The 8,630-nt window shown below is 68.8% G+C and carries 9 protein-coding genes; 6 read left to right on the top strand and 3 right to left on the bottom strand.

Going from position 1 to position 8,630, the window contains the following annotated elements; genetic code table 11:
• A partial coding sequence (locus UK23_RS46885) for a GAF domain-containing protein (protein ID WP_156213899.1) occupies positions 1-853 on the bottom strand: 853 nt, incomplete at its 3' end.
• A gap of 118 nt (positions 854-971) precedes the next feature.
• Between UK23_RS46885 and UK23_RS46880 the strand changes: the two genes are divergently transcribed.
• From UK23_RS46880 to UK23_RS46870, 3 genes are read left to right on the top strand one after another with little or no spacing between them, the layout of a single operon-like run.
• Positions 972-2,495 carry an aldehyde dehydrogenase family protein gene (locus UK23_RS46880; protein WP_045318346.1) on the top strand — a complete coding sequence of 508 codons (1,524 nt, stop codon included), beginning with the start codon at positions 972-974 and terminating at the stop codon, positions 2,493-2,495.
• Complete coding sequence (locus UK23_RS46875) at positions 2,495-2,845, top strand: DUF779 domain-containing protein (protein WP_045318345.1); 351 nt, start codon at positions 2,495-2,497, stop codon at positions 2,843-2,845. Before UK23_RS46880 ends, UK23_RS46875 begins: the two co-directional genes overlap by 1 nt.
• An 11-nt stretch (positions 2,846-2,856) precedes the next feature.
• Positions 2,857-3,714: a hypothetical protein gene (locus UK23_RS46870; RefSeq protein WP_045318344.1), complete on the top strand. Its 858-nt coding sequence runs from the start codon at positions 2,857-2,859 to the stop codon at positions 3,712-3,714.
• Between the two features lie 33 nt (positions 3,715-3,747).
• Here UK23_RS46870 and UK23_RS46865 read toward each other — a convergent pair whose 3' ends face one another.
• Positions 3,748-4,329 carry an acetoacetate decarboxylase family protein gene (locus UK23_RS46865; RefSeq protein WP_045318343.1) on the bottom strand — a complete coding sequence of 194 codons (582 nt, stop codon included), beginning with the start codon at positions 4,327-4,329 and terminating at the stop codon, positions 3,748-3,750.
• Between the two features lie 177 nt (positions 4,330-4,506).
• On the opposite strand from UK23_RS46865, the gene UK23_RS46860 reads away from it, so the two are divergent.
• Positions 4,507-5,781 carry a hypothetical protein gene (locus tag UK23_RS46860; RefSeq protein WP_052685669.1) on the top strand — a complete coding sequence of 425 codons (1,275 nt, stop codon included), beginning with the start codon at positions 4,507-4,509 and terminating at the stop codon, positions 5,779-5,781.
• A gap of 69 nt (positions 5,782-5,850) precedes the next feature.
• Here UK23_RS46860 and UK23_RS46855 read toward each other — a convergent pair whose 3' ends face one another.
• A complete protein-coding gene (locus UK23_RS46855) occupies positions 5,851-6,894 on the bottom strand; it encodes a chitinase (RefSeq protein ID WP_045318342.1) in 1,044 nt (347 codons plus the stop codon).
• A 134-nt stretch (positions 6,895-7,028) separates the two neighbouring features.
• Here UK23_RS46855 and UK23_RS46850 point away from each other — a divergent pair, with 134 nt between their 5' ends.
• Positions 7,029-7,370, top strand: coding sequence for an effector-associated constant component EACC1 (locus UK23_RS46850; protein WP_045318341.1), 342 nt, complete (start codon positions 7,029-7,031; stop codon positions 7,368-7,370).
• 1 nt (position 7,371) lies between these two features.
• A partial coding sequence (locus tag UK23_RS46845; RefSeq protein WP_196778192.1) for a caspase family protein occupies positions 7,372-8,630 on the top strand: 1,259 nt, incomplete at its 3' end.

Raw genomic sequence — 8,630 nt, 5'->3', positions numbered from 1 at the left:
GTGCCGTGCGCACGTCCAGGAAATCGCCCTGCACCACCGCGTCCAGCCGGTACGGCCTGGTGAGCAGCACTCCACCGAGCTGTGCCCGCAACCTGTGCAGCTCAGCCCGGACCGTCGTCGGGTTCCCACGTTCACCATAGAGCAACAATGCAAGCTGTTCGGCGGTGAGTCCCTTGGGATGCAACGCGAGCGCGGTCAGCACCTCCGCGTTGCGCAAGGTCAGCGCCAGCGGCCGCCCGTCGAGGTCCGCGTGCGGCCCGCCGAGGAAGTTCAACGTCAGGACGTGCTGCTGTGGCACGAAATGCTGCTGCAGGTGGTGCTCGGCCAGCTTCGCCGCGGCCGACACGAGCTGCACGACGGCCGGGTGCATCGTCTTGAGCGGCCCGCTCACGTCGACCACGCCCAGCAGCAGTCCGCTGTGGGGGTCGTGGATCGGGCTCGCCGTGCACGTCCAGCCGTGGTAGGTCCGCACGAGGTGCTCGCGCGAGTGCACGGTGACGGCTTTGCCGGTCGCCAGCGCCGTGCCCATCGCGTTGGTGCCGATGACGTCCTCGCTCCATCGCGAGCCCTCGGTGAGGTGGACGCGTTCGGCGCTGTGCCGGACTCCGTTGTCGCCTTCGCACCACAGGATGTGACCGCGCGTGTCGGTGACGATCATGATCGTGTCGTCCATCGACAGCGTGTGCTTGAGCAGCGGCACCGTGGTCGCGAGCGGGTGCGTGCCGCGCAGGTCGGCGATCTCGTCCGGGGCGTAGACGACCGGCGCCTCGTGCCGGTCCGGGTCGACGCGCGCGGCGAGGGACCGCCGCCACGACTCGGCGATCACCGGCCGTGTTGCAACGCCTCGGTCCATCACCTCTCCAGGATGAAGGGCCTCCTGCCGCAATTCGTTACTCCTTTCGGATGCAACGTGCGTGAAACGTTCCACTACCTAGCGTCGCGGTTCAGTTCGCAACGATGCGGGAGGCGAGATGACGAAGTACGCGGCTCCGGGGCAGTCCGGCAGCGTGGTGACGTACCGCGACCGGTACGACCACTTCATCGGAGGCGAGTACGTACCGCCCGCCAAGGGCGAGTACTTCGCCAACCCGACCCCGGTCACCGGTGAGGAGTTCACCGAGATCGCCCGCGGCACGGCCGAGGACGTCGACCGCGCTCTGGACGCGGCCCACGGAGCGGCTCGTGGGTGGGGCAAGACGTCGGTGGCGGACCGCGCCAACGTGCTGAACAAGATCGCCGACCGCATCGAGGCCAACCTGGAGATGCTGGCCGTCGCGGAGACGTGGGAGAACGGCAAGCCCATCCGCGAGACGCTGGCCGCCGACCTGCCGCTCGCGGTCGACCACTTCCGCTACTTCGCGGGCGTGATCCGGGCACAGGAAGGCGGCATCTCGCAGATCGACGAGGACCTGGTCGCGTACCACTTCCAGGAGCCGCTCGGCGTCGTCGCCCAGATCATCCCGTGGAACTTCCCTCTGCTGATGGCGGTGTGGAAACTCGCACCGGCGCTGGCCGCCGGCAACGCGGTCGTGCTGAAGCCCGCCGAGCAGACTCCGGCCTCGATCCACGTGCTGATGGAACTGATCGCGGACCTGTTGCCGCCCGGCGTGGTGAACGTGGTCAACGGTTTCGGCGTCGAGGCGGGCAAGCCGCTGGCGTCGTCGCGGCGGGTGGCGAAGGTGGCGTTCACCGGCGAGACGACCACCGGCCGGTTGATCATGCAGTACGCCAGCGAGAACATCATCCCGGTGACTCTGGAGCTCGGCGGGAAGTCGCCGAACGTGTTCTTCTCCGACGTCGCTGCGGAGCGGGATGCGTTCTACGACAAGGCTCTTGAAGGCTTCACGATGTTCGCGCTGAACCAGGGCGAGGTCTGCACGTGCCCGTCGCGCGCCCTGATCCAGTCGTCGATCTACTCGGACTTCCTCGGTGACGCAGTTTCGCGGACTCAGGCGGTGAGGCAGGGCCACCCGCTCGACACCGAGACGATGATCGGCGCGCAGGCGTCCAACGACCAGCTCGAGAAGATCCTGTCGTACATCGACATCGGCAAGCAGGAAGGCGCCCGCGTGCTGACCGGCGGTGAGCGCGCGGACCTCGGCGGCGAGCTGTCCGGCGGCTACTACGTGCAGCCGACGGTGTTCGAGGGCGACAACAAGATGCGGATCTTCCAGGAGGAGATCTTCGGCCCGGTAGTCGCCGTGACGTCGTTCTCCGACTACGACGACGCCCTGAAGACCGCCAACGACACGTTGTACGGCCTGGGCGCGGGCGTCTGGTCGCGCGACGGCTCGGTCGCCTACCGCGCGGGCCGCGACATCCAGGCGGGCCGCGTGTGGGTGAACAACTACCACGCCTACCCGGCGCACGCGGCGTTCGGCGGCTACAAGCAGTCCGGCATCGGCCGCGAGAACCACCGCGTGATGCTCGACCACTACCAGCAGACCAAGAACCTGCTCGTCAGCTACTCCCCGAACGCCCTGGGCTTCTTCTGATGCCCCGCGTGGCCCTGACCCCGGAGGCGGCGGATCTGCTCCGCCGCCTCCGGGCGTCGCACGGCGACCTGATGTTCCACCAGTCCGGCGGCTGCTGCGACGGCTCGGCCCCGATGTGCTACCCAGCCGGGGAGTTCCGCACCGGCGCGGCGGACGTGCACCTCGGGGATTTGGAGGTCGACTCGTTCGTCGTTCCCGTGTGGATGTCCGCGGCGCAGTTCGAGTACTGGTCGCACACGCACCTGACGATCGACGTGGTGCCCGGTCGTGGGAGCGGGTTCTCTCTTGAGGCTCCACTTGGAATGCGGTTTCTGGTGCGTTCACGTTTGCTGAACTCCGAGGAGCTCTAGCATCTGCATCCATGACCGTCCAATGCGGATGCTGCGGAGCCGAGATCACGTCTACGGACCGCATCGACTTTCGGCTGAACCGCCCGGAGCCGTTGATCGGCGTGCCCTCGGAGCAGCTCACCGCGCCGACAGGCGGGCTGCTCGCCGGACCGGACGGCGACACGTACCTCCGTTGTCTCCTGCCGGTTCGGCTGACCGGAGGAGTGGAGCTGGTCTTCGGCGCATGGATGAAGATCAGCAAAGTCGACGCGATGTACGCGCACGCGGTCTGGGACAACGACTCCGAGTACGCGAACTTCCGCGTGTCCGGCACGTTCGCGAACCTCATCCTGCCGTGGGACCTGCTCGGTGTCCCGGTCGAAGCGGCCGTGCTGAACGCCGACGAGCTGCCGTACTACACCGCGCACCCGTTGCTGGAGCGCGAATGGGACCGCGACGAGGTGCTGAGCTGCATCCGGCACCCGTTGCCGGTCCCGGTCCGGGAGACGCTGGGCGAGGTCTGGACCGTCGAGCGGACCGCGGGCATGCGCTGCGTCGTGGAGGACCGGACGGTGTGGTTCTCCAGCCCCGGCCGGTGGGTGGGGCTCGACGTCTACAACGACAGGGCCCAGCGCACGCCCAGCGACTTCCTCGCGGCCGTGATCGAGGGCTACCCGTCGGAGGACCACTCGGTCGAGCACATCGGGCCGGAGCTGCGGCACGCGTTCTGGCTCAGCGAGGTGATCGACGGCAACGAGGAGCAGGTGTTCCACGGGCACGTCGTGCGTCCCGGCACCATGCTGTCCGTGCGGGTGGTCCACCGCTTTCCCGCCGACCGGGCGTGGGCGCAGCACGTGCTGAACAGCGTCCAGTACATCGGCGAGTCGTGACCGCCGGCGGGCGGATCGACACGTGCTGACCAGCTACGGGGCCTGACCGAACGTCAGCCGCATGTCGTCCATCGCGAGGCTGACGAGCGGCGTCCGGCCGGTCAAGTAGCCCAACGGCCCGCCGACGGGAAACATCCACCCCGCCCGCACGAGCCTGACCCGCCCGGACATGGCGGCGTGCGCGCGCACGTCCCGGCCGTCGAGGCGTTGTACGACACGGCCGGCGACCTTCCACCGGCCCGGCAACGGCACGCCGCCCGTCACCGCGACACCCGCGATCGACGAGCCCTCACCGAACCGGGCGAGCTGCTTCGGGATGGCCCACAGCTCACGCCCGCCCAGCCGGGAGGCCTCGCTGTCGACCCAGATCTGCGGCACCGACACGGCCACCGCACCCCGGTCCCACACCGGAGTCGCCACCAGGAGCTCCTCGTAGGTGAGCACGCCGCCCGGTTCGTACGACACGAACGCGACAGCCACGAAAGCGTTGCCCGCCAGCGTGATCAGCCGAGTCCCCGCGGGCAGGTGCTCGTCTCGGACCAGCCGCCTCGGCACGCGGAACACGGAGAGCACGAGAGTTCCGCGCAGGTACCACGGCTCAGGTGGAAAACTCACGCCGCCGACCGTACCGCCATCAGTCGCTCACGAGCGTCCACTGCTGGTCGGTCCGGCTGGACTTCAGCGAGGTGCTGCGGGCGTTGCGCGAGGCCGTGGACGATCGTAACGTCAGGGAAATCCCAAGTTTGCGCGAGTGAGCTGGACCACTAATCGAGCCGGGCTCACGATTCCGCCATGAACGTCCTGCTGGCATTCGCACTAGCCGCGAGCGTCGTGACGCCCGCGCCGCCGCTGCCGCCCACGGCAGCGTGCCCGGAGAGGGTTCCCGCCGACGCCACGTGCTACGAGGGCCGGGACGCCAACGGCGCCTACTACACGATCGCCGTGCCGAAGAAGTGGAACAAGACGCTGGTCGTCCACTCGCACGGCGGTCCGGACCTGGGCGACCCCACGCCCGAACGCACCCGTGACGACCTGAACCGCTGGGCCGTCATGGTCAAGGAGGGCTACGCCTGGGCGGGCACCTCGTACCGGCGCGGCGGCTACGGCACGCGGATGGCCGCCGAGGACACCGACAACCTGCGCAAGATGGTCAGCGCGATGCTGAAGCCGCACAAGGTCTACCTCCACGGTCAGTCGTGGGGCGGCAACGTCGCGGCGAAGACCATCGAGCTGTACAAGGGCTACGACGCGGCGCTGCTCACCAGCGGGGTGATGGCCGGCGGCACGCGCGGCTACGACTACCGCGTCGACCTGCGCGTGGTCTACCAGTACTACTGCGGCAACCACCCGCGCCCGTCCGAGGTGCAGTACCCGCTGTGGCAGGGCCTGCGTCCGGGTTCCACGATGACGACGGCCGGTCTGCGCTCCCGGATCGAGGAATGCCTTGGCGTGGCAGGAAGTCGCACGCCCGCGCAGCAGCAGAAGCTCGACGACGTCCTCGCGGTCACGAAGATCCCCGAGGAGACGCTGAACTCGCACCTCAACTTCGCGACGTTCACGTTCCGCGACATCGTGCACAACCGGCTGGGCGACCGGAACCCCTGGAGCAACACGGGTGTCGTCTACCAGGGCTCGCACGACGACGCGGCCCTGAACGCGGGCGTCGAGCGCTTCGCCGCCGATCCCGCCGCCCGCGCCGAGCTGGCCTACGACAGCGACCTCACCGGCAAGATCGACATCCCGGTGCTGTCGGTGCACGCGATCGGCGACCCCACCGCGTTCGTGGAGCACGAGTCGGCCTACCGGGACCAGGTCCTGAAGGCCGGGCGCTGGTACAACCTGGTGCAGACCTTCACGACCGAGGCGACGCACTCGGCGTTCAGCGACTCCGAGTACGCGGCGGCCATCCAGTCGCTGGCGGCGTGGGAGAAGTTCGGGCTGCGGTCCAACCCGTTCCTGATCGCGGCCGCCTGTCCCGGCCACGACGAGCAGTACGGCACCGGTTGCTTCTTCGACCCGTGGTACCGCCCGAAGTCCTACGAGTCCAGGGTCGCGCCCCGCAAGTGACCCGTTGAAGGCGAAGCCCGGCCGCACAGTGCCTCCAGAACACGCTGTGCCGCCGGGCTTCGCGCTGCTTCACCTGCCCTGCAACGACTTCACCTTGTCGCCGAAGGTCCAGTTCTTCGAGCCGTCCCAGTTGATCGACCAGGTCATGAGCCCCTTGAGCTGGCCGTTGAAGCTGTTCCACGCCTGCCCGACCAGGCTCGGGCTCAGGTAGCCACCGCCTGCGCCGGGCTGAGCGGGCAGGCCCGGCACCTGCTTGTCGTAGGGCACCTTGATCGTCGTGCCCTGCACGACCAGCCCCTTGTTGAGGCACTGGGTCTGCGCGACGAAGCCCTGCACCGTACCGGCCTGGTAGCTGTCGCCGGAGCACCCGTACATGGATCCGTTGTAGTACTGCATGTTCAGCCACCACAGACGCCCGTTGTCCGCGTACTTCTTGATGATCGGCAGATACGCACCCCAGATCGACCCGTAGGTGATGCTGCCGCCCGTCACATACGCGGTCTCGGGCGCCATCGTCAGACCGAACCCCGCGGGCATCTGCGCGAGCACGCCGTCGATGATGCGGATGAGGTTGGCTTGTGAGGGTGAGAGCTGGCTGATGTTGCCGCTGCCGACCAGCCCGGTCTCGATGTCGATGTCGATGCCGTCGAAGTTGAACTTCTTGAGGATCGGCACCACGGTCGCGACGAACCGGTTGGCCACCGCGGTCGAGCTGAGGTCGATGCCCGCCGCCGCGCCACCGATCGACATCAGAATCGTGGCGCCCGCCGCCTTCGCGGCGCACATCTCGGCAGGCGTGGCGACCTTGACGCCCGCGTCCATGCCGTCCTCCCACAGCACGGTGCCGTCGGAGCGGATCACGGGGAACGCCGCGTTGATGACGTTGTAGCCGTGCTGCTTGATGCGGGCGTCGGTGATGGGCGTCCAGCCGAACGGCGGATGCACCCCGTTCGACGCGCCGTCCCAGTTCTCCCAGTAGCCGTGCAGCACCTTGCCGGCGGGACGGGACTTGAGCGCACACGTGTCGGCCGCCTGCGCGGTGGACGGGACGAGCACGGTGCTCATGAGCAGAAGCAGGGCTGTCAGCGCCTTCAGTACCAAGCGGGCAGACATTCGCTCACCTTTCGCATGCAGGCGGCGACCCGTTGTCATTGAAGCACGAAATGGTCCAGACCTCTACGGATGGTCGTAACGGACCGTGGCCGACCGGCGACAACTCCGGCATCCAGCGCGAACGGAGATGCCCCATGCCCGGCGAGTCACCCGAGACGGTCACGATCACCGTCGACGGCCACCGCACCGGCTTGGAGTCGTTGTGGGACTGGCTGCGGCACGAACCGGAGCTGCGCGGCAGGCTGAGAGCGGTCACCCCGGCCGCACCGGACGGCGCGATGGGCTCCGGCGTGGAACTGGTGGTCGTGGCCTCCGCCCCGGCCCTGGACGTACTCGCCCGGTCGATACCGGTGTGGCTCGCCCAGCGGGAGTCCGGCGCCACGGTGACGATCAAGGCACCTGATGGACGGTCGGTCACCGCCACTCAGGACATCGACCCCGCACAGCCCCTGCGCGACCTGCTCGGGACGGGCTGACGTGCGCCTGCCCGTTCCCTCGAGCTCCTACGCGGTGCTCATCGGCACCAGCACGTACCGCAACCTGGCCGGGCTGCCCGCCGTGCGGCACAACCTCGACGACCTGGCCGCGGTCCTCACCGACCCCGGCCTGGGCGGCCTGTCAGCCGACCACTGCGTCGTGGTGCCCGATCCAGCAGGCATCCGCACGGTCTACCGCGAACTCCAGCGGCACGCGGCCCGTGCCACGGACACCCTGATCGTCTACTTCGCCGGTCACGGCCTCACCGGCCCCCGCAACGACCTCTTCCTGAGCCTGACCGACACCGACACGTGCGAACTCCCGGTCAGCGCTCTCGCCTACGACCTGGTCCGCGACGTCATCCGCGACAGCCCGGCCCGCAACCGGGTGGTGATCCTCGACTGCTGCTTCAGCGGCCGTGCCGCCGGTGACATGGCCGGAGAGGGCGCGATCCAGGGCCAGATGGGCATCGAAGGCACCTACGTCCTGGCGGCGACCTCCGCCAACGCCGTCGCCCTCGCCCCACCGGGTGCCCGGCACACGGCCTTCACCGGCGAACTCCTCGAACTGCTGCGAACCGGCGTGCCGGAGGGTCCCGAACTGCTGACGTTCGGCACCATCTACCGGCACCTGCTGCACACCATGACAAGTCGCGGCCTGCCACTGCCGCGACAACGCGGCACCGGCACAGCCGACCACCTGGCGCTGACCCGCAATCCCGCGCACGTGCCCGCGGAACTCGCGCCGGTCCTGTTGCCCGTGGTGCCGGTCCCAGCCGTCCGGGACGGCGAGGTCGCTACGGCGTCGGCTGAGGTGACCGGCAACGCCGAAACTCCCACCGCACCACTCGAGCCCCCCGCCGCACCGGACACGACAAGCACGGAGGTCCAGGTTGCCGCGACACCGGTCCCAGCCACCCAGGACAGCGAGATCGCCGCGCCGCCTGCAGAAGCAACCGGCGACACCGAAACTCCCACCGCACTAGGCGAGACCCTCGCGGCGGTTGGCGCGACAGGCACGAAGGTCCAGGTGCCCGTTGCGCCGGTCCCAGCCACCCAGGACGACGAGATCGCCACGGCGCCGACACAGGCGACGACCGGCAATACCCAGACGCCCACCGCACCACACGAACCCCTCACCGCGCCGGGCACAACAGGCACGGATGTCGTGGTGCCCGCAACGCCAATCCCAGCCACCCAGGACAGCGAGATCGCCACGGCGTCGGCACAGGCGACCGGCAGCGCCGAGAGGTCCGCCGC

The sequence above is a fragment of the Lentzea aerocolonigenes genome (assembly GCF_000955955.1).
GTDB lineage: Bacteria > Actinomycetota > Actinomycetes > Mycobacteriales > Pseudonocardiaceae > Lentzea > Lentzea aerocolonigenes_A.
Note: the sequence above shows the minus strand (reverse complement) of the source record. Positions and strands in the feature narration are given on the sequence as shown.

What these genes read in the sequence shown, in the direction of transcription:
- UK23_RS46880 (WP_045318346.1), top strand. Translation starts at nt 972, where the DNA reads ATGACGAAGTACGCGGCTCCGGGGCAGTCCGGCAGCGTGGTGACGTAC.
- UK23_RS46875 (WP_045318345.1), top strand. Translation starts at nt 2,495, where the DNA reads ATGCCCCGCGTGGCCCTGACCCCGGAGGCGGCGGATCTGCTCCGCCGC.
- UK23_RS46870 (WP_045318344.1), top strand. Translation starts at nt 2,857, where the DNA reads ATGACCGTCCAATGCGGATGCTGCGGAGCCGAGATCACGTCTACGGAC.
- UK23_RS46860 (WP_052685669.1), top strand. Translation starts at nt 4,507, where the DNA reads ATGAACGTCCTGCTGGCATTCGCACTAGCCGCGAGCGTCGTGACGCCC.
- UK23_RS46855 (WP_045318342.1), bottom strand. Translation starts at nt 6,894, where the DNA reads ATGTCTGCCCGCTTGGTACTGAAGGCGCTGACAGCCCTGCTTCTGCTC.
- UK23_RS46850 (WP_045318341.1), top strand. Translation starts at nt 7,029, where the DNA reads ATGCCCGGCGAGTCACCCGAGACGGTCACGATCACCGTCGACGGCCAC.